The organism is Pseudomonas guangdongensis, assembly GCF_900105885.1.
Lineage (GTDB): Bacteria > Pseudomonadota > Gammaproteobacteria > Pseudomonadales > Pseudomonadaceae > Geopseudomonas > Geopseudomonas guangdongensis.
Genome location: NZ_LT629780.1, coordinates 1,867,784 through 1,891,912 on the forward strand (window position 1 = coordinate 1,867,784; position 24,129 = coordinate 1,891,912).

General features: G+C 67.9%; 15 protein-coding genes. 7 read left to right on the forward strand and 8 right to left on the reverse strand.

The genetic code is table 11. From position 1 onward, the window contains the following. Positions 1 to 2 precede the first annotated feature (2 nt). Positions 3 to 908, reverse strand: coding sequence for a LysR family transcriptional regulator (locus BLU22_RS08880; RefSeq protein WP_090216352.1), 906 nt, complete (start codon positions 906 to 908; stop codon positions 3 to 5). 101 nt (positions 909 to 1,009) lie between these two features. On the opposite strand from BLU22_RS08880, the gene BLU22_RS08885 reads away from it, so the two are divergent. Both BLU22_RS08885 and hrpA read left to right on the forward strand, forming a co-directional pair. Then, on the forward strand, positions 1,010 to 2,212 hold the full coding sequence (locus BLU22_RS08885; RefSeq protein ID WP_090213735.1) for an MFS transporter: 1,203 nt from the start codon (positions 1,010 to 1,012) through the stop codon (positions 2,210 to 2,212). A 60-nt stretch (positions 2,213 to 2,272) separates the two neighbouring features. Then, positions 2,273 to 6,286, forward strand: a complete 4,014-nt coding sequence (gene hrpA / locus BLU22_RS08890) for an ATP-dependent RNA helicase HrpA (RefSeq protein WP_090213736.1) — start codon at positions 2,273 to 2,275, stop codon at positions 6,284 to 6,286. 30 nt (positions 6,287 to 6,316) lie between these two features. On the opposite strand, the gene BLU22_RS08895 is transcribed toward hrpA, so the two are convergent. From BLU22_RS08895 to BLU22_RS08925, 7 genes are all read right to left on the reverse strand, one after another. Beyond that, a complete protein-coding gene (locus BLU22_RS08895; RefSeq protein ID WP_090213738.1) occupies positions 6,317 to 7,408 on the reverse strand; it encodes a type I restriction endonuclease in 1,092 nt (363 codons plus the stop codon). A gap of 240 nt (positions 7,409 to 7,648) precedes the next feature. Continuing rightward, positions 7,649 to 8,191, reverse strand: coding sequence for a hypothetical protein (locus BLU22_RS08900; protein ID WP_197676749.1), 543 nt, complete (start codon positions 8,189 to 8,191; stop codon positions 7,649 to 7,651). Between the two features lie 58 nt (positions 8,192 to 8,249). Continuing rightward, positions 8,250 to 9,791 (reverse strand): GGDEF domain-containing protein, encoded by a 1,542-nt coding sequence (locus tag BLU22_RS08905; RefSeq protein WP_090213739.1) that lies wholly within the window; start codon positions 9,789 to 9,791, stop codon positions 8,250 to 8,252. A 10-nt stretch (positions 9,792 to 9,801) separates the two neighbouring features. Then, the gene (locus BLU22_RS08910; protein WP_090213741.1) at positions 9,802 to 10,560 is read right to left on the reverse strand and encodes a transporter substrate-binding domain-containing protein; all 759 of its coding nucleotides are present in this window, start codon (positions 10,558 to 10,560) and stop codon (positions 9,802 to 9,804) included. A 344-nt stretch (positions 10,561 to 10,904) separates the two neighbouring features. Then, on the reverse strand, positions 10,905 to 12,854 hold the full coding sequence (locus BLU22_RS08915; protein ID WP_090213743.1) for an alkaline phosphatase D family protein: 1,950 nt from the start codon (positions 12,852 to 12,854) through the stop codon (positions 10,905 to 10,907). Between the two features lie 56 nt (positions 12,855 to 12,910). Next, complete coding sequence (locus BLU22_RS08920; protein WP_090213744.1) at positions 12,911 to 13,285, reverse strand: hypothetical protein; 375 nt, start codon at positions 13,283 to 13,285, stop codon at positions 12,911 to 12,913. 419 nt (positions 13,286 to 13,704) lie between these two features. Next, on the reverse strand, positions 13,705 to 14,742 hold the full coding sequence (locus BLU22_RS08925; RefSeq protein WP_090211663.1) for an IS630 family transposase: 1,038 nt from the start codon (positions 14,740 to 14,742) through the stop codon (positions 13,705 to 13,707). A 122-nt stretch (positions 14,743 to 14,864) separates the two neighbouring features. On the opposite strand from BLU22_RS08925, the gene BLU22_RS08930 reads away from it, so the two are divergent. The 5 genes from BLU22_RS08930 (at position 14,865) to casB (ending at position 24,125) form a co-directional block, all read left to right on the forward strand. Further along, positions 14,865 to 16,568: a methyl-accepting chemotaxis protein gene (locus BLU22_RS08930; RefSeq protein WP_197676750.1), complete on the forward strand. Its 1,704-nt coding sequence runs from the start codon at positions 14,865 to 14,867 to the stop codon at positions 16,566 to 16,568. Between the two features lie 228 nt (positions 16,569 to 16,796). Beyond that, positions 16,797 to 18,608, forward strand: coding sequence for a methyl-accepting chemotaxis protein (locus tag BLU22_RS08935; protein ID WP_090213748.1), 1,812 nt, complete (start codon positions 16,797 to 16,799; stop codon positions 18,606 to 18,608). A 737-nt stretch (positions 18,609 to 19,345) separates the two neighbouring features. Continuing rightward, a complete protein-coding gene (locus BLU22_RS08940) occupies positions 19,346 to 22,045 on the forward strand; it encodes a CRISPR-associated helicase/endonuclease Cas3 (protein WP_090213749.1) in 2,700 nt (899 codons plus the stop codon). Next, entirely contained in the window at positions 22,042 to 23,592 is a 1,551-nt protein-coding gene (gene casA, locus BLU22_RS08945) for a type I-E CRISPR-associated protein Cse1/CasA (RefSeq protein WP_090213751.1), read from the forward strand. Before BLU22_RS08940 ends, casA begins: the two co-directional genes overlap by 4 nt. Next, positions 23,589 to 24,125: a type I-E CRISPR-associated protein Cse2/CasB gene (casB, locus tag BLU22_RS08950; RefSeq protein WP_090213753.1), complete on the forward strand. Its 537-nt coding sequence runs from the start codon at positions 23,589 to 23,591 to the stop codon at positions 24,123 to 24,125. The genes casA and casB overlap by 4 nt, the downstream gene beginning before the upstream one ends. Positions 24,126 to 24,129 lie beyond the last annotated feature (4 nt).

Genomic DNA, 24,129 nt, shown 5'->3' on the forward strand with positions numbered 1-24,129 from the left:
ACTCAGGGCGCCGGCCTGCCCGCGCCCAGCCCGGCGCGGGCCAGCACTCGTTCCAGTTCGACCAGCAGCTCGCGGGTCGCCGCCGTGGGATCGTGCGGCCAGATGGCATAGACCCGCCGGCTGGGCGCATCGCACACAGGCACCCGCGGCAGGCCGTGGAAGGTGGCGGCGGTGCTGGTCGGCGCCAGGCCGACCGCCAGCCCGCGGCGGACGAAGCGCTCCAGCAGGTGGATATGACTGATCTCGAAGCGTACCCGGCGGCTCAGGCCGAGGGCGGCGAAGGCCGTGTCGGTCTGCTGGCGGGCGCTGCTGCCGGCGGGGAAGTCCACCAGCGGCAGCGCCAGCAGTTCCTCCAGATGCAGGCGCGCGCGCCCGGCCAGCGGGTGGCCGGCCGGCAGCACCGCGACCAGTTCCTCCTTGGCCAGCAGGCGTTGCTCCACGCCGTCCAGCGCGGTGCTGGGCGGCACGCCGACGAAGGCCAGGTCGATGCTGCGCTGCCGCACCGCTTCCAGCAGGCTCTCGCTGTGTTCCTGGCGCAGGGCGATGTCGATCTGCGGAAAGCGCCCGTGGAAGGCGGCCAGCAGCTCGACGATGTCGAACAGGTCGAGGGAGGAGATCATCCCCAGGGTCAGGCTGCCGCGCACCTCGCCGCTGACCGCGGCGACTTCGGCGGGAATCCGCCGGGTCGCTTCCAGCGCCAGGCGCGCCTGGCCGAGCAGCGCCTCGCCGGCCGGCGTGACCCGCACCTGGCGCGGCCGGCGCTCGAACAGCCGGGTACCCAGCTCCTCCTCCAGGCGGGCGATCTGGTGGCTGAGCGCCGACTGCACCACGTTGCAGCGCTGCGCGGCGCGGGTGAAGTTGCCTTCCTCGGCGAGGGCGACGGCGAATTCGAGTTGCTTGAGGTTCATGGTTTGCATCGCGATACGAGATTGAGATCATCTTGATAATTCATTTCTGTCATCGCTGCACGGGCCCGATACTGCGCTCCCCCGATTGCGAGTACGCCGCGATGACCGACCGACCCACTCCCGCCCTGAGCCGCTGGCTGGTCCTGCTGATGGCCTTCGCCACCGGCGTGGCGGTGGCCAGCAACTACTACAACCAGCCGCTGCTGCAGACCCTGGCCGAAGAGTTCGGCCTGTCCTACGCCCGCGCCGGCATCCTGGTCACCACCGCCCAGGTCAGCTACGCGCTGGGCCTGATCCTGCTGGTGCCGCTGGGCGATCTGCTGGAGCGGCGCGCGCTGATCGTCGGCATGGCCCTGCTCGGTGCCTGCGGCCTGCTGCTCAGTGCGCTGGCGCCGAGCTTCGCGGTGCTGCTGCTGGGCACCGCACTGGCCGGGATGTTCTCGGTGGTGGCCCAAGTGCTGGTGCCCTTCGCCGCGACCTTGGCCGCGCCCGCCGAGCGCGGCCGGGTGGTCGGTACTCTGATGAGCGGCCTGCTGCTGGGCATCCTGCTGGCGCGCACCGTGGCCGGCACCCTGTCCGAGCTGGGCAGCTGGCGCGGCGTGTACTTCCTCGCCGCGGCGGTGCTGGCCGCCACCGCGCTGGCGCTGTGGTTCGCCCTGCCGCGCTACCGCCACCCGGAGCGCATCGGCTACCCGCGCCTGCTGGCCTCGGTGGCCCTGCTGTTTCGCGACGAGCCGGAGTTCCGCCTGCGCACCCTGCTCGGCGGCCTGAGCTTCGCCATGTTCGCCATGCTCTGGACGCCGCTGGCCTTCCTGCTCTCGGCCGAGCCCTACGGCTATTCCGACGGGGTGATCGGCCTGTTCGGTATCGTCGGCGCGGTCGGCGCGCTGGCCGCGAGTCTGGCCGGGCGGATGGCCGACCGGGGGCGCGGCGCGCTGGCGACCAGCCTGGGGCTGGCGCTGCTCGCCCTGTCCTGGCTGCCGCTGGGGTTTGCCGGCGGCTCGCTGGCGGCGCTGCTGGTCGGCGTGGTGCTGCTCGACCTGGCGGTGCAGCTGACCCACGTCAGCAACATGAACCAGGTCTACCGGCTGCGCCCCGAGGCGCGCAGCCGGATCAACGCCGGCTACATGACCGGCTATTTCGTCGGCGGCGCGCTGGGCTCGCTGGCGTCGGCTGCGCTGTTCGAGGCATTCGGCTGGCTCGGCGTGTGCGCCGCCGGCGCGGCGCTGGGCGTGGTCGCGCTGGGGCTCTGGCTGGCCCTCGGCCGGCGTGGCGCGGCGCCGGCGGCGCTGGCCGGTGACTGACCCGCTGGCGGGCAAATCTGCGACAATCTCCGCCCCGAATTGCCAGCCGATGTCCGCCCGATGAGTGCCGTACCCGCCTTCGACCAGCTGCTGAACAACCTCGACCAGGCGTTCAACGCCGACCGCCACCGCCTGCGCCGCCAGCTGCTCGAACTGCGCAAGCGCCCGGACGAGGCCAGGCTGGCGCAGTGGCTGGAGCGCTTCCAGGCATCCACAGCCAAGGTCGCGGCACGCCGCGCCAGCGTGCCGCGCATCCGCTACGACGACGCCCTGCCGATCGCCGCGCGTCGTGAGGAGATCAAGGCCGCCATCGCCACGCATCAGGTGGTGGTGATCGCCGGCGAGACCGGCTCGGGCAAGACCACCCAGTTGCCGAAGATCTGCCTGGAGGTCGGCCGCGGCGTACACGGGCTGATCGGCCACACCCAGCCGCGCCGCCTCGCCGCGCGCAGCGTGGCGACCCGCGTCGCCGAGGAAATCGGCACGCCGCTTGGCGAGCTGGTCGGCTACCAGGTGCGCTTCGAGGACCACAGCGGCGAGCAGTCGCTGGTCAAGCTGATGACCGACGGCATCCTGCTCGCCGAGACCCAGCACGACCGCTTCCTGGAAAAGTACGACACCCTGATCGTCGACGAGGCCCACGAGCGCAGCCTGAACATCGACTTCCTGCTCGGCTACCTGAAGAACCTGCTGCCGCGCCGCCCCGACCTCAAGGTGATCATCACCTCGGCGACCATCGACCTGGAGCGCTTCTCCAAGCACTTCGACGACGCGCCGATCATCGAGGTGTCCGGGCGCACCTATCCGGTGGAGACCTGGTACCGGCCGCTGGCCGCCGAGCAGGACGAGAACGGCGAGGCGCTGTTCGACGACCTCTCGGTGGATCAGGGCATCCTGCGCGCCCTCGACGAGATCGAGGCGCACGAGCGCGCGGTGGGCCAGCGTCCCGGCGACGTGCTGGTGTTCCTGCCCGGCGAGCGCGAGATCCGCGAGGCCGCCGAGGTGCTGCGCAAGGCCAACCTGCGCCACGCCGAGGTGATGCCGCTGTACGCGCGCCTGACCCCGGCCGAGCAGCAGAAGATCTTCAGGCCCGCCTCCGGGCGCAAGATCGTGCTGGCCACCAACGTCGCCGAAACCTCGCTGACCGTGCCGGGCATCCGCTACGTGATCGACTCCGGCACCGCGCGCATCAGCCGCTACAGCTACCGTTCCAAGGTCCAGCGCCTGCCCATCGAGGCGGTGTCGCAGGCCAGCGCCAACCAGCGCAAGGGCCGCTGCGGCCGGGTCGAGCCGGGCATCTGCATCCGCCTGTACAGCGAGGAGGACTTCCTCTCCCGCCCCGAGTTCACCGACCCCGAGATCCTGCGCACCAACCTGGCCGCGGTGATCCTGCAGATGCTCCACCTGCGCCTCGGCGACATCCAGGACTTCCCGTTCATCGAGCCGCCGGAAGGCAAGGCGATCAGCGACGGCTTCAACCTACTGCAGGAGCTGTCCGCGGTCGGCCGCGACAACCAGCTGACCGCGCTGGGCCGCCAGCTGGCGCGCCTGCCGATCGACCCGCGCCTCGGCCGCATGCTGCTGGAAGGCGCCCGGCAGGGCAGTCTGGCCGAGGTGCTGGTGGTGGTCAGCGCCCTGTCGGTGCAGGACCCGCGCGAGCGGCCGATGGAGCGCCAGCAGGCCGCCGACCAGGCCCACGCGCAGTGGAAGAACCCGGACTCCGACTTCGCCGCGCTGATCAACCTGTGGCACGGCTTCGAGGCGCAGCGCCAGGCGCTGGGCGCCAACGCGCTGCGCAACTGGTGCCGCCGCAACTTCCTCAACTACCTGCGCCTGCGCGAATGGCGCGACGCCCACCGCCAGCTGCTGCTGACCTGCCGCGACCTCAAGCTGCCGCTCAACCCGCTGGAAGCGCCTGAGCCGGTCGCCGCGCCCGTGGTGACGGGCGAGCTGGACCAGCGTGCCCGCCAGGCCGTCGCCGCCCAGGACGAGCGCCAGCAGAACGCGCAGACCCTGAAGAACTACGCCGCCGTGCACAAGGCACTGCTCGCCGGCCTGCTCAGCCAGATCGGCCAGAAGACCGAGGAGGGCGACTACAACGGCGCCCGCCAGCGCCGCTTCTGGCTGCATCCGGGCAGCAGCATCGGCCGCAAGCGTCCGCAGTGGGTGATGGCCGCCGAACTGGTGGAAACCACCAAGCTGTTCGCGCGCATGGTGGCGAAGATCGACCCCGACTGGATCGAGCCGCTGGCCCCGCATCTGGTGAAGAAGAACCATCTGGAGCCGCACTGGGAGAAGAAGCGCGGCCAGGTGGTGGCCTACGAGCAGATCAGCCTCTACGGCCTGATCATCGTCGGCCGCCGCCCGGTGCATTACGGGCCCATCGACCCGGCGGCCGCGCGCGAGCTGTTCATCCGCGAAGGTCTGGTGCGCGGCGAGATCAACAGCCGCGCCAAGTGCCTGAGCGCCAACCGCCAGTTGCTGGAGCGGCTCGACGAGCTGGAAGCCAAGGCGCGCCGCCGCGACATCCTCGCCGACGAGGAAACCCTGTTCGCCTTCTACGACGCGCGGCTGCCGCAGGACATCTACCAGACCGCCAGTTTCGAGAGCTGGTACAAGCGCGAGAGCGCCAGGGATGCGCAGCTGTTGATCATGCGCGAGGAGGACGTGCTGGCCCGCGAGGCCAGCGAGATCACTGCGCAGCAGTACCCGGACAGCCTGAGCATCGGCCGCCTGCAGCTGCCGCTGTCCTACCACTTCGAGCCCAACCACCCGCGCGACGGCGTCACCCTGCGCGTGCCGGCGCCGCTGCTGCCGCAGCTGCCGGCCGAGCGGCTCGACTGGCTGGTGCCGGGTCTCTTGGAGGCCAAGTGCGTGGCGCTGGTGCGCGGCCTGCCCAAGGCGCTGCGCAAGAACTTCGTGCCGGTGCCGGACTTCGTCGGCGCCGCGCAGGCCAAGCTGGTCTTCGGCGAAGGCTCGCTGCCCGAGGCGCTGGGCCGCGAGCTGCAACGCATGACTGGTGCCCGGGTGCCCGAGGAAGCCTGGGCGGACGCCGCCGCCCAGCTGGACAGCCACCTGAAGATGAACATCGAGGTGGTCGACGCGCGCGGCAAGTTCCTCGGCGAGGGCCGCGACCTGGCCGAGCTGACCGCGCGCTTCGCCGAGGCCAGCCAGGCCGCGCTGGCGATCCCCGAGAGCCAGGCCGAGGCCAAGCCGGTCGCCGCCCGCGACTTCGCCGCCGTCAAGCAGCAGACCCAGCAGAAGATCGCCGGCCTGTCGCTGACCGTCTACCCGGCGCTGGTCGAGGAGGGCGGCACGGTCAAGGAAGGCCGCTTCCCGACCCAGGCCGAAGCCGAATTCCAGCACCGCCGCGCCCTACAGCGCCTGCTGCTGCAACAGCTGAACGAGCCGGCCAAGTACCTGCGCGGCAAGCTGCCCGGCCTCACCGAGCTGGGCCTGCTGTACCGCGACCTGGGCCGCGTCGAGGCGCTGGTCGAGGACATCCTGCTGGCCAGCCTGGACAGCTGCATCCTCGAAGGCGAAAGCCCGCTGCCGCGCGACGGCGCCGCGCTGGCCAGCCTCGCCGAGCGCAAGCGCGGCAGCTGGGCCGAACACGCCGAGTGCCTGGCCAGACTGACACTGGAGATCCTCAAGCTCTGGCACGGCCTGCAGAAGCGCTTCAAGGGCCGCATCGACCTGGCCATGGCGGTGGCGCTCAACGACATCAAGGCGCAGCTGGGCCACCTGGTCTACCCCGGCTTCGTGCGCCAGACCCCGGCCGAGTGGCTCAGTGAGTATCCGCGCTACCTCAAGGCCATCGAGCAGCGCCTGGACAAGGTCGGCAGCCAGCTGCAGCGCGACCGGGTGTGGAGCGGCGAGCTGGCCGGCTGCTGGGAGCAGTACCAGGCGCGGCTGAAGAAACACCAGCAGGAGGGCAAGCGCGACCCCGAGCTGGCGCTGTACCGCTGGATGCTGGAGGAGTACCGGGTGTCGTTGTTCGCCCAGCAGCTGGGGACGAAGATGGCGGTGTCGGACAAGCGCCTGAACAAGCAGTGGGGGGCGGTGGAGGGCTGACGGCCCCCACTGCCGGCGCGCCGTGACGGATCAGGGCTGTTCGTAGCCCCGGACGGTGGCCTTCAACTGTTCGGCAAAGTTGAAGATGTCGTCCACGGTGTCGATGGGGTGGCGGGTTTCGGTCTTGTCGCTGTCGAAGGTGCCGATATATTTCTGCGTGCGGTTGAAATGGAGGCGGCAGATCGGCTTGCGGTTGTTGTCGTCGAGCAGCACGCCGAAGTAGCTCTGCGTGTCCCGTGGCGCCACCCGCTTCACGTCGGCCTCGGCGCGGACAATGGCGCGGACGATGTTGAAGCCGTCCAGTTCTTCCTGGGTAGTGAGGATCTTGTCCTTGAGATTGTCTTCGCCCTGTAGCGGCTCCTCTGGATTCTCCGTGGCATTCGAGGCGGCCTGCGCGGTGGCGCTGACGCCGGTGATGGCGGATTTCAGACGCTCGTTGGCCTGGTCGTTGAGGAACTGGCGCATCGCCTTGAGCATGAGCACGGCGAACTGTTCGCGCACTCGCTGGGTGATGGTGCCGTCGTAGACGCGGGTAGTGAACAGGCGGACAAAGTCGTCATCGGGCGTATTGAACTGTTTGGCCAGTTCGCGCTTCAGCTGGCTGACGTACTTCAACTCGCCGGCTGCATTGATGATGGATTCGACATCGAAGGCGGGCTTGGTGAGCTTCTTCAGTTCGGGGACGGCGTGGTCGTCGATATCCAGCAGGTCGAGAACGAGGAACGGCTTTTCATCCATCTTGTTGGGCGCGTCGAGGTCGGTGAAGAACTTGTAGACCTGACCGTTGGTAAGAATGGCAATTCGCGCGCTGGTGACGGAGAAGTAGCGGTACAGCTGCGCTGCATGGTTGATGTTCAGGTTGTCGCCGAGCTTCTTGCACTCGATCAGGATCTGTACCTGTCCGTCCTTGCAGATGGCGTAATCGACTTTTTCGCCTTTCTTGGTGCCGACATCGGCGGTGAATTCGGGAACGACTTCGGTGGGGTCGAATACGTCGTAGCCCAGCACCGCCTGTATGAAGGGCATGATGAAGGCAGTCTTGGTGGCCTCTTCGGTCTGGATGGCGTTCTTCTGCTGCTCGACCTTGGCCGCCAGGGTGGCCAGTTTGTCCTCAAATTCCATTTATATGCTCCTGGGTGCGGGGCTCGCCCGCTGACGGGGTGCTGCGTGGCGCGGTCGTTGATCCTGAGCGTGCTATTCCCGCTGCCCGGCGACACGCCAGGGTGAAGCTACAGGAAGCCTGTCGTCATGCTCAAGCCGGAGTAAGGGCGTGCCGGGTGTGGATATCCAGGCTGCCCCCTGAATATCCGTGCGCTCAGCCATAGTTGCGCGTGATGTGGCGCGGAGCGTCTCGCGGGTGACTCAGTGGTCGCGCGCCACTTCCACCATCTCCGCCGTCACCTCGATCACCCGCACACCGTCTGTCGGCGCACTCTCGACCCGCGCCAGCAGCGCCTGCCTGGCCACCTTGTAGCAGTCCTCCACATGGGCGTTGCCGAGCAGCTTCATCGCCCCGAAGCTGATCGAGGCGGCCAGCGCCTGGCCGAGGATCGGCACGAAGCGGGCCGCGGTCCTGGTGGTGACGCGCACGCCGATGCTCTTCAGCGCCTGCATGACCAGCTGGCGGGTGACCAGCTTGCCGATCAGGTTGTTGCCCAGGCTGGTGGCGGCGACCAGCACGATGCGCTGCAGCTTGGGGTCGAGGCCGCGGACCTGCTCGGCGCCGAGGCCGAACTTCTGGTTGATCGCCGGGAGCAGCTCGACCAGCAGGGCGATGTCGGCACCCAGGTCGAGTCCGGGGATCGGCAGCACCGCGGCGCCGGCGGAGAGGCCGGCGCGCTTGGTGACCATGGCCTTGCACTCGTCGCGCAGGGTGTCCAGTTCTTCGAGGGTGCGGGGCAGCATGGCGGGCTCCGGGTCGGTCGGGCGGGCCTTCAGTATGCCGCAACGCGGGGCGTGCGGCTCAGCCGGCGACGAGGCTTTCCCCGGCGACTTCGACCCGGTTGCGGCCGTGCTGCTTGGCTCGGTAGAGCGCCTGGTCGGCCTGCAGGATCAGCCCGGCGGGCGTGTGCCGCGCGCAGTCCTCGGCGTACATCAGGCCGGCGCTGATGGTGAAGCTGACCGGCTCGCCGGCGTCGGTGCGGGTGACCAGTTCGGCGACGCTGCGGCGCAGGCGTTCGGCCAGTGCCAGGCTCTGTTCCAGGTTCAGTTCGGGGAGGATCAGCGCGAACTCCTCGCCGCCGTAGCGGGCCGCCAGGTCGCCGGCGCGCTGGCAGGAGCGGGTCAGGACGGCGCCCAGATGGCGCAGACAGTCGTCGCCGAACAGGTGGCCGTAGCGGTCGTTGAGCTTCTTGAAGTGGTCGATGTCGAGAAGGATCAGGGTCAGGGCGTGGCCATGGCGGCTGGCGCGGGCGTGTTCGGCGGCGAGCATGGCGTCGAAGTGGCGGCGGTTGCTCAGGCCGGTGAGGCCGTCCTGCTGCGAGAGCTGCATCAGTTCGCGGTTGGCCAGCTGCAGCTGGCGGGTCATGTTGCTGTATTCGCGCACGCTGTGGCAGATGGTGTCCAGTTCGTGGAACAGGGTCGGCGGCGGCAGCTGCACGGGGCGCTCGCCGTTGAGCTGCTCCAGCGCCTGGTTGCAGAGCAGGATCGGGCGCAGCAGGTGGCGCTGGAAGGCGTAGAGCACCAGGACGGTGATGGCGCCGAGCAGCAGCAGGACCAGCAGGCCATAGCGGCGCACCTGGCTGGCTTCGTGCTCGACGGCGGTGGCGATCTGCTGGGTCTTCAGCGCGGTGTCGGTGTTCAGGGTGGCGGCCAGCTGCTTCTGCTGTTCGAGGGCCTGGCGGTGTTCGGCGCCGATCTGCGTTTCGAGGGCGTGCAACTGGCCGAACTGTGCCTGCAGGGCGCCGAGCAGATGCTGCGCGCCGGGCGGAGCGCCGCTGTCCGGCAGGGCCTGAGCCTGCTGCTGCAAGGCCTGCCAGTCGGAGCCGATCAGGCCGAGGTGGCTGCTGGCGGCGGCGAAGCGGGCGAGTTCGCCGCCGTCGCCCGGTAGCGCGGCGAGCAGGGCGGCGGCGCGCTGCTGCAGGGCGGCCAGGGTGTCGCGCTGGGCATCGCGCAGGCGGGCGAGGTTCTGCAGGTGCAGCAGCGTCTGGCCGGCTCGCTCGGCCAGTGCGCTGTCGGGGGCGAAGGCGAAGCTGTCTACCAGCACCTGGGCCTGCAGGCGGCTGCTGCGCGCGGCGCGGCTGTCGCTGGTCCAGTAGAGGGTCTGGATGAAGCCGTAGAGCTGTTCGACGCGCTGGGTGTTGTAGCGCCAGCGGGTCAGCTCGGGCAGGTACTCGTCGCGCACCTGGTTGGCCTTGTCGACGATGCCGCCGAGCAGCGGCATGGACAACCAGATGGCCAGGGCGAACAGCAGGAGTACGCCGAACAGGCCCAGTTGCACGGTGGTGGCCAGTTGCGGGCGAAAGCCGGATGTCGGGCCGCTGGGCGGCGGGCGCTGCGGGTGCATGGCGGCGTACTCAGTAGACGCTGAAGGGGAAGTACTGGCGGTTGATGCGGTCGTAGATGCCGTTCAGGCGGATTTCTTCCAGCGCGCGGTTGAGGCGGTTGCGCAGGTCGTCGTCGCCCTTGCGGACCGCGATGTGCGCCTTGGGGCTGAGCGCGTCGCCGAGCAGCGGGCTGCCGATGAAGTCGTAGTCGGCGGCCTCCGGGCGCTGCAGGAAGTCCAGCAGGTTGATGCTGTCGGAGAGCACCAGATCGGCCTCGCCGCGCAGCAGCTTGGCGAAGGCGCGGTCCTGGTGGTCGACCAGCAGCAGGGTGCTGCGCGGGTAGTGGCGCGCCACGTAGTCGGCCTGGATGGTGCCCTCGATGATCGCCAGGCGCAGGCCGGCGAGGGCGGCAGGCGAGGTGTCGCCGACGCTGCCGGCGCGGCCGGCGAACACCGAGTGGGACTGGTAGTAGTAGTCGCTGAAGTCGACCCGCTGCAGGCGCTCCGGGGTGCGCGCCATGCTGGCGACGATCAGGTCGACGCTGCGGTCTTCCAGGCGTGGGATCAGGTCGCGCCAGGTGATGGCCTGCACCTGGCACTGGACCTGCATCTGCTGGCACAGCGCCTGGGCGATTTCCACGTCGAAGCCGGTCAGTTGGCCGCTGTCGTCCACATAGCTGAACGGCGCGTAGTTGCCCTCGGTGGCGACCCGCAGCAGCTCGGCATGGGTGGGCTGGACAACCAGCAGGGTACTCAGCAGGGGCAGCAGCAGGATCAGGACTCGGGGCATCGGGAAATCCTTGCTCGATTGCACAGCGGGCGAACTGTCAGTTTAGCGTCATATCACATTTCTCGGAGTATTTTTGCGTCAAGTCAGTGACGTCACGGCCTGTCGCAGGCGTCGCCGGAAGCCTGCGACAGGTTCGCTCCAGGGCGATGCGGGGCTGCCGGATGCCGGGTTGTCGCGGCGACGCTGCCACCGCCTCAGCTGTCACGGTCGCCCGGCAACCGCTCTGCGCCGACCTTCTGGCTGGGTGGGGCGGGAGCGACTGTGCGTTGTGGGGGCGCTGCCCGCAAACCGCCGCGCCTCGGCGCGTAGTGGCGCCGGCGCCGGGCAGGCGATGGCGCGCCGCTTCAGTCGGCGGCGCGCTCGTCGCTCTCGAAGCGGGTGGGTTCCGAGCCGTCGGCGTTGAGCTGACGGATCGTGCGGGGTTGGCCCTGGGCGTCGAGATGCACCTGGCCGAGGCCGGCGCCGTTCCACAGGCGTTCGCCGCGCGGGCTGCGGCTGGGGATGCGCGGGGTGATCTGCAGGGTGCGGCGCTTGGTGAACCAGTTGAGCGGCGAGCGCGGCGCGTACAGCCAGCGGTTGAGGCGGTCGAACAGGTCGAGCAGACGGGCGGGGAACTCGTTCTTGATGCCGCTGCTGGTGATCTGCCAGATGCGCGGGCCGCGGTCGCGGTGGCGCAGGTGGATGTCGTAGGCGAAGGAGTAATGCACGTCGCCGGAGAGGATCACGTAGTTCGCCGGGGTTCGCGAGTGGCGGAAGATGTTGAGCATCACCTTGGCCGCGCCGCGATGGGCCATCCAGTTTTCCGCATCGACCAGCAGCGGGTGGCCGGCCCAGGTGAACAGGCGCTGGATGATCTCGATCAGCTTGACGCCGAACATCGGCGCCGGCGAGACGATGACCACCGCCGGTTCGTCGAGCAGCGCGTGCTGCAGTTCGCAGAGCGCTTCCCAGTCCATCAGGCCGGAGGGGCGGCTGAGGTAGCGTTCGCTGCGCCAGCGCCGCGTGCGGGTGTCGAGCACCAGCAGCAGCGGCTGGCCGGGCAGGCTGTAGTGCCAGTGCTCGAAGCGCAGCAGGCGCTGGACGATGGCGTCCTGGGCGTGGGCGTCGAGGCGCTGGTGCGGGTCCGGCGCGGCGAACAGGGCCTGCAGCGCGGGCAGTTCGGCGGCGAAGGCCTCGGGGCAGTTACCCCAGCCCTGGCACAGCAGATAGCCGATCAGCGCGTTGCCGACGATGCGCCGCGAGAAGGGGTGCTCGTAGGCGCTCTGTTCCCAGCGCGCCGAGAGGTTCCAGTCGTCGGTGATGTCGTGGTCGTCGAAGATCATCAGGCTCGGCAGCTGCGCCAGCGCTCGCGCGACCTGCGGCAGGTCGGCGGCGAAGGCGCGGATCGTCGTCTCTTCGCGGCGGTAGCGCTCGGCCAGTCTGGCCGGCAGCGCGGGCATGACCGGCGCGATCAGGCGCCAGGGCGTCGGCGACCAGACCAGCAGGTACATGGCCAGCACCTCGGCGCAGGTGACCAGGTGGTTGTGGGCGTTGGCGCTGGTGAACACCGGCTTCTTCACCCCGCCGAAGAAGCGCTCGCGCAGTTCCTCGTTGGCGGTGTAGGCGGGCAGCAGGTCTTCGCGCCGGTAATAGCCGTCCGGATGGGCGAGGAGCGCCTCGCTGTCGGCCACGGTGGCGCCTTCGAGGCGTTCGCCGTACAGGCCGAGGCGTTCGATCAACTGGTGGATGGCCGCCAGCATCGGTCCGGCGACGTCGTCGGCGTAGATCTGGTCGCCGCTGAGCATCAGCAGCGCCGGGCGCTCGGTGGCTTGCCCGAGGCTCGCCTGGAGCAGCTGGTCGGCCTGCAGCAGGCCGTCCCTGCCGGGGTGGTGCGGCTTGCGGCAGGAGCCGTGCAGCAGGTGGTCGAGCCGGCCGCGGCGCACGAAACTCGGCCGGCGCTGGCCGGGGTAGAGCAGGTGCGGCGCCCAGTCGGCGATGGCCCGGGTGGCGCCGGCGTCGTCGACGAGCAGGTCGTAGTGGATGAAGCTGTCGGCCGGCAGCGCCTCGTCCAGCGCCACGTCGATCAGGTGCAGGCTGGCCTGCCGGCCGAGCGGCAGGCGCTGGCAGCGGCTGGCGTCGAGCGGCAGCTCGCGTTCGACCGGCCCGCATTGCGGGTCGTCCCAGGCCAGCTGCAGGCGGGCTTCCAGGGGCCGGCTGGCGACCAGCCAGAGCACCAGGCGGCGGGTTTCGAGGCGGCGCAGCAGCGGGCCGGCGAGGACGAGAGGCAGGTCGGGGGCAGGGGCTTGGCGGGTCATCGGTCATGCAGGCAGCGGGGGACGGGCTTGCTTGGGCCGCGCGCGGCGGCGCGAGTTCACGGTGCGTCGCGCTCCGGGGCGAGGGCGAACCAGGCCAGCAGCGGGTAGGCGGTGTAATGGGCGGCGAATAGTAGCAGGCCGGCTGAGCCGGGTTCTTCCTTGAGGTGCATCATCGCCAGCAGGCCGGCATAGAGCAGACCCAGGCCCAGGGCATAGAGGCCGACCAGCACCCGGCGCTCGACCGCGAAGGGACGCCGGCCGCAGCGCCAGCGGAACACCAGGGCCAGCCCGCCGGCCACGGCGGCGGCGACCAGCAGGGTGGCGAGCGGTCCGCCGAGCTTGAACAGGCCGCGGGCCAGCAGGTTGACGACGATGCAGGCGAGGATGGCGCCGAGGGCGTAGCGGCCGAGTCGGGGGGATGCATGGGTCATGGCGGCGCCTCCGGGCTGCGCGGGGTTCGAGGTCTCTGGGGACGGTAGGGGAGCGACTGCGGCAAGGCAAGCCGGAATCCCGCGCGCAGGAATTGTGTGCCGGGGCGGACATCGGCGGGCGAATTCCGCTCGATATATTGAATGGCTAATTATGTCGGCCATTGTTTGGCGTCAATTATCTGCGCACCGCTCCGGCATTAACATGCCGGTGTGATATCGCCGCGTCATACAGGACTGCGGCTGCCGGGCTCCGCCATCGAGGCGCGCTGTCTGGCCCGCGCGACGGGTGTGATGTCGATTTGCCTGCCGACGCTATTTCAGCGTAAAAGAGACAGGATTTTGCTCGCAAAAAAACATACCCGAAAAATATAAAAACAAGGAGTTCTCATGCTATTAATCCGGCAACCCAATACCCCAAATCATGCTGCATACGCGATTTTGGGATGTCGGAAGTAGGAACGAATCCGCTCGGGCTTTGATTGAAGGCGCCGCATGACCGAGCGGACTCGGCCTTCCAACGCATCCCGACTTTTCAAACTTGGCCCGCTGCGCACCTGATGCTTGAGATCGCCATTCAGGTATTCGTCCGGGTTGAGCTCGGGGGCGTAGGCGGGCAGAAAGAACACCTCAATCCGTTCGCGCCGCCCCTCCAGCCAGGCTTTGACCTTCTTGCTGTGGTGCACGCGCAGGTTGTCCAAGACCAGGAAGACCTTGCGCCCGCTGGTATCCCGGATCAGTCGCCCCAGGAAGCGGATCAGCACGACCGCTGTCATGGTTTCCCGGTACAGCATGAAGCGCAGCTTGCCCCGGTTGGTCACCGTCGAAATCATGTTCGTGGCAAAGCGGCTTCCGCTGACTTCGCGTACGGGCGTCCGCCCTGCCGGGGCGTAGCTGCGCCCTGCATGACTGTCGCTGCGCAGGCCGGTTTCATCGCCCCAGTGGATCTCGCCGCCCTCGGCCTTGGCGCGCTGCTCGATCTTCGGATACTCGGTTTCCAGCCAGCGCTTTATCGCCTCGGGCTTCTGCTGGTAGGCGCGCTTCAACGGGCGTTGTGGGGTATAGCCCCAACGCTTGAGGTATTCACCGACTGTCCGGATAGGCATCTGAAAGCCGCAGTGCAGGGCGATCAGGGCGCGCACCGCATCACGCGTCCAGAGCGCGAAGTCCAGCTTCAACTGATCCGGCATGGTGTCGAGCAACAGGGTGCGAATCAGTGACTCCTGCTCGGAGGACAGGCTGCGTCGCTCCCCCGGCAGCGATCCGCGCTGGCCACCTTCGATCGCGGCCTCTTTGCCCTGGTGCTCCGCGATCGCGACCCAATGCGCCACCGTGCGCAGATGAACGCCAACGGCTTCGCCGATGGCTCTGTAGGTATACCCCTGCTCGCGCATGCGTAGGGCGATAGCGCGTTTTTCGCGCTGTTCCAAGGGGCTGAGGCTTCGTGCGTCGCTGGTCATGGTGAAAAACGCTGATTATGCCCTATTGTATTGCCGGATTAATATTCCGCTCCCCGGAGTCCGCCCCCAGGGGCTGCTCGAAAAGACTTTCCTATTACATCCTCGGTCTTGTGCTTCTGCCGTTGACCGCGATCTCCCTGCTGCTGGTGCTGATGAACTCGCTGGAGCGTGCCGGCGACAACGCCGCGCGCCTGCAGGAGCAGCAGCGGATGATGATCCAGCTGCGCCAGCAGGGCGTGCGCGATGTGGTGCAGACGGCGCGCACCTCGGTCAAGCACCTGCTGGCCAGCGGCCAGCCGGTGACCGAGGAGGTGCGCGAGAAGGCCGCGCAGACCCTGCGCGCGCTGCGCTTCGAGGGCGAGAACTATGTATTCGCCTTCGACTTCGACGGCGTGGCGCGGGTGCAGCCGGCCGTGCCGGATTTCGAGGGGCAGAACAAGAGCGACCTGCAGGATGCCAACGGGCGCTATTTCGTCCGCGAGCTGATCGAGGTCGGGCGTAATGGCGGCGGTTTTTACGAGTACGCTTGGAAGAATCCCAAGACCGGCAAGGTCGAGACCAAGTACTCCTACGTCGACCGGATTCCCGAGCTGGGCTGGGCCATCGGCGCCGGCATCTATGTGACCGACATCGAGCAGGCGATGCGCGAGATCGAGGCGGCCGCCCATGCCGAGCTGCGCGGCGCGATCATCCGCTCCGTGGGCATCGCCCTGGCGGTGCTGCTGGCCATCGCGCTGGCGGCGGTCTACCTGACCCGCAAGATGACCAGTCGCATCCAGGCGGCGGCCGGCGCGATCCAGGAAATTTCCGAGGAAGTCGCTCAGGGTCGCGGCGACCTGACCCGCCGCGTGCCGGTGTCCGGGCAGGACGAGATCACCGTGATGGCGGTGCAGATGAACGAATTCCTCGCCCGCGTGCAGGACATTCTCCACGAGGTGCGCGCCAGCGTGGCGGTGGTCGACGACGCCTCGGGGGCGATCTCCCACAACAGCGAGGAGTTGGCCGCGCGCAGCGAGCAGGCGGCGGCCAACCTGCAGCAGACGTCTTCGTCGATGGAGGAAATCACCTCCACCGTGCAGCACAGCGCGGGTTCCGCTGTGCAGGCCAACGAACTGGCGCTGGCCGCCTCCAGGGTCGCCGAGAACGGCGAAGCCTCGATGCTCAAGGCGGAAAGCACCATGGGCGAGATCCTCCAGGCCTCGCAGCAGATCGCCGAGATCATCAAGATGATCGACACCATCGCCTTCCAGACCAACATCCTGGCGCTGAACGCCTCGGTGGAGGCGGCGCGCGCCGGCGAGCACGGCCGCGGCTTCGCGGTGGTGGCCCAGGAGGTGCGTACCCTGGCCGAGCGTTCGCGGCTGGCGGCCCAGGACATTCGCGGGCTGATCGAGTCGACCGGCGAGCAGATCCGCCACGGCGAAAGCGTGGTCAAGCAGACCGCCGAGACCATGCGCGAGATCGTCACCCAGATCAATCATGTGACCACCGCGGTGGCCGAGATCACCCAGGCCTCCCGCGAGCAGAGCGCGGGCATCGTGCAGATCAACACGGCGGTGGCCGAGATGGACACCATGACCCAGCAGAACTCCTCGATGGTGCAGGAGCTGACCCAGGCCGCCGGCAGCATGCGCAGTCATGCGCTGCACCTGAACGGCATGCTCTCGGGCTTCGTGCTGGAGCGCGGCGCGCCCGGCAAGGACGCAGGGCGGGCCAGGGCGGCGCAGCAGTCGCCTTCGGCAGCGGCACCCGCCCGGCCGGCGGCGGAACCTGCCCGTCCGGCGCGCCAGACCGAGACCGCGCAGGCGGAGTGGGACAGCTTCTGAGCTGAACGACCGCCACGACGCCTTGCGCTGCGGGAGCGTCGAGGCGTTGCTCGGCATCTGGCAACAGCGGTTTGTTGACGACTGCAAGCCTGCGCGCCCGGCGCAGGCTCGCGGCTGCCTGTTATCAGACATTCCGGACATGATGCATGTCAGCACCTCGTTATCGCTGAAGGGGCAACATATTGATTGGATATATCAATTAAAAGAATAAGCATATAAGGACTTATTATGCTGAATAAAACGCACCCCTCCCTGCCGAAAAAAGGCAGCCGTAGCCTGTCCCGCTATATCCTGGCGCTGGTGCTGCTGCCGCTGATATCGATATCCACACTACTGGTGATCATGAACGCGCTGGAGCGTGCCGGAGATAACCGGCGCATGCTCAAGGAACAGCGCACCATGATGGTCCAGATGCGCCAGCAGGGCGTCCGCGACGTGGTACAGGTCGCCCGCACCTCGATCCAGGATGTGCTCGCCCGGCATGCCACCGTCACCGACGCGGTGCGCGAGGAGGCCGCGACCGTGCTGCGCAACCTGCGTTTCGAGGGCGAGAACTACGTCTTCGTCGTCGACTTCGACGGCGTGACCCGTGTCCAGCCGGTCGCCCCTGCGCACGAGGGCAAGGACAACACCGCCGTGCAGGACGCCAAGGGCCGCTACTTCATCCGCGACATGGTGGAACTGGCCCGCAAGGGAGGCGGCTTCTACGAGTACGCCTGGAAGAATCCGCGCAGCGGCGAGGTCGAGACCAAGTACTCGTTCGCCGGCAGCGTGCCCGAGCTGGGCTGGATGATCGGCGCCGGTGCCTATGCCACCGACATCGATCTGGCGATGGCGGACATCGAGGCGACTGCCCATGCCGATCTGCGCGGCGCGCTGATCCGTTCGGTGGCGATTTCCCTGGCAGTGCTGCTGGTCATCGCCATCGCCGCCGCCTGGCTGACCCGGCGGATGGCGGCTCGCATCGAGGCGGCGGCCGGCGCGATTCAGGAGATTTCCGAGGAAGTCGCCCAGGGGCGCGGCGACCTGACCCGGCGCATTCCGGTGTCCGGGCGCGACGAGATCACCGTGATGGCGGTGCAGATGAACGAGTTCCTCGCCCGTGTGCAGGACATCCTCCACGAGGTACGCGCCAGCGTGGCGGTGGTCGACGACGCCTCGGGCACCATTTCCCACAACAGCGAGGAGCTGGCCGCGCGCAGCGAGCAGGCGGCGGCCAACCTGCAGCAGACGTCCTCGTCGCTGGAGGAGATCACCGCGACCGTGCAGCACAGTGCCAGCTCGGCGGTGCAGGCCAACGAACTGGCGCTCGCCGCTTCCAAGGTCGCCGAGGATGGCGAGGCTTCGATGCTCAAGGCGGAAAGCACCATGGGCGAGATCCTTCACGCCTCGCAGCAGATTGCCGAGATCATCAAGATGATCGACACCATCGCCTTCCAGACCAACATCCTGGCGCTGAACGCCTCGGTGGAGGCGGCGCGTGCCGGCGAGCACGGCCGCGGCTTCGCGGTGGTGGCCCAGGAGGTGCGCACCCTGGCCGAGCGTTCGCGGCTGGCGGCCCAGGACATTCGCGGGCTGATCGAGTCGACCGGCGAGCAGATCCGCCACGGCGAAAGCGTGGTCAAGCAGACCGCCGAGACCATGCGCGAGATCGTCACCCAGATCAATCATGTGACTACCGCGGTGAGCGAGATCACCCAGGCCTCCCGCGAGCAGAGCGCCGGCGTGGTGCAGATCAACACGGCGGTGGCCGAGATGGACACCATGACCCAGCAGAACTCCTCGATGGTGCAGGAGCTGACCCAGGCCGCCGGCAACATGCGCAGCCATGCGCTGCACCTGAACGGCATGCTGGCGGGGCTGGTGCTGGACGAGGGCGACCGTCAGGCGAGTGCGGCCACGCGTCGCCTGCTGGAAACCGTGGGTCTGGCCGGCGAGCGTCCGGCGCATGGCGCCGAGGATGCGGGCGCTGTTGCAAGGGCGCGCCAGCCGGCCCGCCCGGCGCTGGCCAAGACCGAGGACGACTGGGACAGCTTCTGAGTCGGTGCCGCGCGGTTGTGCCCGGTGGCGCATGGCGCCATTGCCGAGCGCAACCGCGGCTGGCGGCAGAGGCATAAATGGCAGGCAACAAAAAACCGGCGCTAAGGCCGGTTTTTTGTGGGCTCCAGACAGGTTCGGTAGTGTCTGGAAGCCGTAGATGGTGCCCCGAAAGGGACCAGAACTCAAAGATAAAACCCTCGGAAATACTGGCTTTGCGGGAGGTGGTTGTTTCTCGATGCCCCCAAAAATGCCCCCAAAACGAAAAGTACCCCCGTTTCGTGGGGCGGATTGTGCCCTATTCGTGCCAGTGATTCCCATCTCTTGCCGTTCGTCGGATAGATCAGATCTTGGCGTAGGTGGTGGTCGGTAAAAGCGGCGGTCAGTTGGTGCTGAACGATCCCGGCGAAGATGTGCTCGTGGCGCTGTTCGCGCTGTGTGAGGCGTGGCCTGCCTCTGGTGCCAGTGCGCACGGCTTCTACGGTACATTTTCGTGCGAACCTGCGTGCGAACCTGCGCCTTGCGAACATGAGACAGAATCATGCTCTATCAGCGCCAGCTCGATAGGAGCTTTTCCGTGCGTACCAGCTTGCGTACCAACCTTGCGTACCGCCGGATGGAGCGCAAAGGATGGATGATGAAAGTCCGCAGGTGATTTCCTTTAAAGCAAGGTTTCATTTGATACGTCTGGTGTGCTTTGATCCGTGGCGGATTCAATACTCGGCGCAGGGATGCCAAGGATGACAGCGCTTCACTTTTCCTCATTGCCCCCTCATGCCCGTGCGCTCTGGGCCAAGAGTGGTGATCCCGTCGGGCACGGCCTGTTGGCCCACATGCTGGACGTCGCCGCTGCCGCCGAGGTGCTGTTGGAGCACGAGCCGGCGAGCACGCTCGAGTATTTTTCCCGTCAATTCGGCCTACCGGTCGCCGACTTCGTACGCTATGTCGCCGCCCTGGTGGGGCTGCACGATTTCGGCAAGGCCATCCCAGGCTTCCAGGCCAAGTGGCCGCAAGGTCAGCAGCAGGACGAGGCTGAGGGGCTGGGCTTCACCCGTACCTCGCTGGGGGTAAGCGATCACGCCTGCGCCAGTGCCGCGTTGCTCTGGCAGCATCTGCCGACGGCAAGCGGTGCGGAGCTGGGCTGGGTGCTTGGTGTGCTGCAGGCGATTAGCGCCCACCATGGCTACCACTTCCATCGTCCCGAGATCAATGCTGCGACCCCTTCTTTCGAGGCACCGCTGTGGGTGCAGGCACGCGAGGTGCTGTTCGATAGCTATTGGCGAGCGCTGGCCCCGGCGGGCGTGCCGGCGCTCGAGGAGCTGTCGACGCCAGCTGTGGAGTGGCTGGCCGGGCTGACCAGCGTGGCCGACTGGATCGGCTCAAATCCCGACTGGTTTCCCCTCGGTGAGCGGGAAGACTCGCTCGCCGGGCATTTCGCGGTGGCACGCGCTCTGGCGCAGCGGGCGCTGCGGGAAATTGGCTGGATGGCCTATCGCCCGCTGCTGTCCGCTCCGGCTTCGACCGACGCTTTGGTCGGGCGGATTGTCGGCCACGCGGGGATAGCCGCCCGGTCGCTGCAGGTCGAGGGGGACCGCCTGTTGCTGGAGGCGCAGGGGCCGGCGCTGCTGCTGGTTGAGGCGCCCATGGGCGAGGGCAAGACCGAGCTAGCCTTTCTCGCCCACCTACATCTGCAGGCGGGCAACGCGCATCGCGGCCTGTACGTCGCCCTGCCGACTCAGGCGACTGGCAATGCGCTGTTCGACCGTGCGCTGACCTTCCTGCAAGCCTTCAACGACGATCAGGCGCTGGACATCCAGTTGGTGCATGGCGGTGCCATGCTGGATGAGCGAGTGCCACGGTTACGAGGTATCAGCGGCGCGCGCGGTGACGATGTCGGTTCAGCCGCCTGGTTCTCGCAGCGCCGCCGACCGCTGCTGTCGCCCTACGGAGTCGGCACTGTCGACCAGGCGTTGTTCGCCGCCCTCAACGTCAAGCACCACTTCGTGCGCCTGTGGGGCATGGCCAATCGGGTGGTGGTGCTGGACGAGGTGCATGCCTACGACACCTATACCAGCGGCCTGATCGAGTCGCTGTTGCGCTGGCTCAAGGCGCTGGGGGCCTCGGTGGTGCTGATGAGCGCCACATTGCCGGCCGAGCGGCGCAGTGCGCTGCTGCAGGCTTGGGAGGTACAGCCCGATACGGTGCCGGAGCTGCCATATCCACGCCTGCTGCTGGCGGACGACCGCGGCGTGCGTGGCGCGACCTTCGCTTCGCGGCCGTTGCCCCCCATCGCTCTGCACGGCATCGACGAGGAGCTGGACTCACTGACGGCTTGCGCGCTCGATCAGCTGGAGGGCAACGGCTACGGCGCGCTGATCGTCAACACGGTGGACCGTGCCCAGAAGCTCTATCGCCAGCTGCAGACGCAGCTGGGCGAAGATGTGCGACTGATCCTGTTTCACGCCCGCTTCCCGGCCGACGAGCGCAGTGGGCGCGAGCGGCAGGTGCTGGAGGTGTTCGGCAACGGCGGCACCGACCGCTTGCGTCCCGGCCGAGCGCTGCTGGTCGCCACCCAGGTCGCCGAGCAAAGCCTCGATCTGGACTTCGATTTCCTAATCACCGACTTGGCGCCCGTCGACCTGCTCTTGCAACGCGCCGGTCGTCTGCATCGCCATAGCCGGGTGCGTCCACAGGCGCATGCCGAGGCGCGGTTGTTCGTTGCCGGGCTCGATCCGCAGCGGCTGCCTGAACTGAAGAAGACCGCTTGGGCCTTCGTCTACGAGCCCTACATTCTCGGCCGTACCTGGGCGCTGCTGTCGCGTGAGCACGGCTTGCAGCTGCCGCAGGACATTGACCGTCTGGTGCAGGCCGTCTACGGCGATGCGCCGCTGCCGGATGACCTGGAGTCTGCAGCCCGTGCCTACATCACCACGGAAGCCTATGGCCAGCATCTGGCTCATGAGCATGACGAGCGACAGAAGGCGGCGAACATCGCCATCGATCCGACCTGTGAGCCTCAGTATGCCTATGCGGACAAGCCGCGTGGCAGCGAGGAGGGCGAGGGGCTGGGGCTGACTAACCGCACCCGGCTGGGCGACGACGCCATCACCTTGGTGCCGGTCCATCGCGTGGCGGGCGGCTGGAGCGACCGGCCGGGCGGAGATGCCTTCGGTCCGCACCAGCAGTTGCCCGATGCGCTGGCCAGGCGGCTCTATGGCCGCCAGCTCAAGCTCAGCCGCAAGGAGGTGGTTGCCCATTTCACCAGACTCGAGGCGCCGTCGGCCTTCGCCGATCATCCACTGCTGCGCCACCTCAAGCCACTGGAACTGGATGGAGAGGCCGGCTGCGTCATCGGCAAACTGCGCCTGCGCCTAGATGCCCGGCTTGGGCTGGTCTACGAGGCGGCCGAGTCCGCCACTCAACCCGAGGACAAGGAATGACTCCGCGTTTCAATCTGCTCGACGAGCCTTGGTTGCCGGTGCGCTTCACCGATGGCCGGGTGCGCGATGTCGGCCTGCTCGAGGCTTTCGAGCGCGCCGGCGAGATCGCGGCGCTGGCGGAAACCGCGCCGCCCAGCCTGATCGCCCAGTACCGTCTGCTGCTGGCCATCGCCCACCGGGCTCTGACCTGGGCGCACGGCAGCTGGAAGGACAAGGATCGTGCCCGCTGGTATCGCGAGGGGCTGCCGCTGGATGCGCTGCACGACTATCTGGAGCATTGGCGCGAGCGCTTCTGGCTGTTCCATGCCGAGGTGCCGGTCATGCAGGTGGCGGCGTTGGCACAAGTCGAGGAAACCGCCGGCAAGCGCAAGCCCTGGGCACAGATTTCCCTAGCCAGCGCCAGCGGCAACACGGCGCTGGTGTTCGATCACTCCTGCGATGACCTGCCGAATCCGATCGCACCGTCTGAGGCGCTACGTTCTCTGCTGGGTTTCCTGCAGTTCACCCCGGGGGGGTTGGTCAAGACGCTACGCAGCTCCGACAAGGCCGGTCCGCTGGCCAACAGTGCCGCAGCCCTGCCGCTGGGTGACACGCTGCAGCAGACCCTGTGCCTGGCTTTGCATCCCCATTCAAGCCGGGAGGACTTGCCGAGCTGGGAGCGTCCACCGGTCAACCGGCAGGCTCTTCTGGCCGAGGCTACCCTGGCCAGCGGCCCCAACGACCGCTACACACGGCTCAGTCGCGCGGTACTGCTGGAGGAAAACGAGGCGGGGCGTGTGCAGTGGCTGCGCTTCGCGGTGGGCGTCGCCCTCGAGGACGACCCCAACGCCCCGGATCCCATGGTCAGCTACCGGGCCGGCAGCAACAGCCTGGTGCGGTTAACCTTCAATGAAGGTCGGGCGCTCTGGCGCGATCTTCCGGCGCTGGTACCGGACTCCGATGGCAAGTCCGGCCAGCCGGCGGCGGCTCTGGGCTGGGCGGCCAACCTGAATATGCAACTTGGCCTGTTCGGCAAGGAGCAGCCGCTAATGGTTGCCGGCCTGGCCAGCGACCAAGCCAAGCTCCTGCGCTGGCGCTGCGAGCGGATCAGCCTGCCGGCCGAGCTGTTGGGCAACCCACAACTGGCCGGCTACCTGCGTCAGGAGGTACGGCGCGCCGAAAGCCTGTACGAGCAGATCCGCAGCATCGCGACCGGCATGTATGCCGAAACCATGCCCGATCCGCGCAGTAAGGATACCCGAGCCCGGGGGCGGGCTGTTGTCGATGCCGGTGCTGCGGCAGCCACCTTCTTCGCGTGTGCCGAGCGTAGCCTGCCGCGGTTGCTGCAGTTGGTCGGCGCGGGCGACGGCGAGGCGGCCGACCAACACTGGAGCGCCAGCCTGCTACAGGCGGCCGAGGCGTGCTGGGAAGGCCTGCGCCGCGACCTCGGTCAGTCGCCGCTGGCGCTCAAGGCCGAGGCCCGAGCCTGGCCGCGCCTGCGTGGCCTGCTGCGCGAGCAGAAGTTGCTCGAATCGAATTCGCAACCATTCAAGGAGGCTCATGCATGAGCAATTTTGCGCAGGACTTCGTGGCGCACCTGATCCAGTTGCGCGGGCGCAATTCCGGCGCACTGGCCGAGTTGCGTCGTAGTCTGAGCTTCGCACCGGGTGCCCACGTCAAGGCGTTTCCCTACGTCGAGCGCTTCGTCGCCCGCGACAGTCACCCGCAGGACGCCCAGCGTTTGGCGCTCTATCTGGTCGCTGGATTGTTTGCCCTGCATCCGCAGCCAGCGCCACGTACGCTGGCTGCCGCGTTCGGCGAACTGATGCGCCAGCGCGACAGCGACAGTATCGAGAAGCGCTTCATCGCCCTGCTCGGAGCTGACGCCGAGAACTTAGCCGACTATCTGCGGCATGTGATCAGCCTGCTGGCGGCGGACGATATCGGTCTGGACTATGCCTCGCTACTCGATGACTTGCGCTTCTGGCTGAACCCACGTTTGGACCCTGATGCGCGCGACCGCATCCGCCAGCGCTGGGCAAGGGACTTCTACCGGGCGCTGGCCCACGACGCCGAGCCGGCGACCCACCATCAAGATTGAGAGG